General features: G+C 52.2%; 1 pseudogene. It reads left to right on the top strand.

The annotated features are described in order from the left end of the window. Positions 1-523: pseudogene (locus tag R8O11_RS30595) on the top strand (hypothetical protein); the annotation flags it as partial. Between the last annotated feature and the right edge of the window lie 21 nt (positions 524-544).

Raw genomic sequence — 544 nt, 5'->3', positions numbered from 1 at the left:
GGTGCTGGGTATTGGCTTGGAACAGAAGATGATTGAACACGCGCATCGTGAAGAGAAAAATGCTTTTGGGCAACTGGCGTATTTAACGGGCTTTTTTAACGCTGTTACTTCCGAAGAGGTGCAAACTCTGCAAGTAACCCTCGAAGGGCAGGCGGCGAGTGAACAAGGATGGGAGAGTCAGGAGATGGACGTGCACAGCTTCGTCGTGGCCAACATCGCGCCATTCAGTACTGTGTTAGCGCAAGGTGGCGGCGCGCCGCAGCCAGATGATGGGAAACTGCACATTACCTACCTTGATAACACTCAGTCGCTGGGTGGACGCTTAGTGGCGTTGTCGGATCTAACATTAACCAGCGTCGGTGCGCAGGATGAGTCGAATCTGTTTCAGTACGCGAGCGCGACAGGGGTAACGATTACTGCGGATAAGCCGATTGACTACGTCATCGACGGTGAGCTCTATTCTGACCGTCGTTTAGAGATCAAGATTCGTCCTCAGTCGCTTAATGTGTTTGTTCCCAGTTAACGTCGGTGAAGACGACTGCGA

This window comes from Vibrio sp. 1288 (assembly GCF_033344475.1).
Note: the sequence above shows the minus strand (reverse complement) of the source record. Positions and strands in the feature narration are given on the sequence as shown.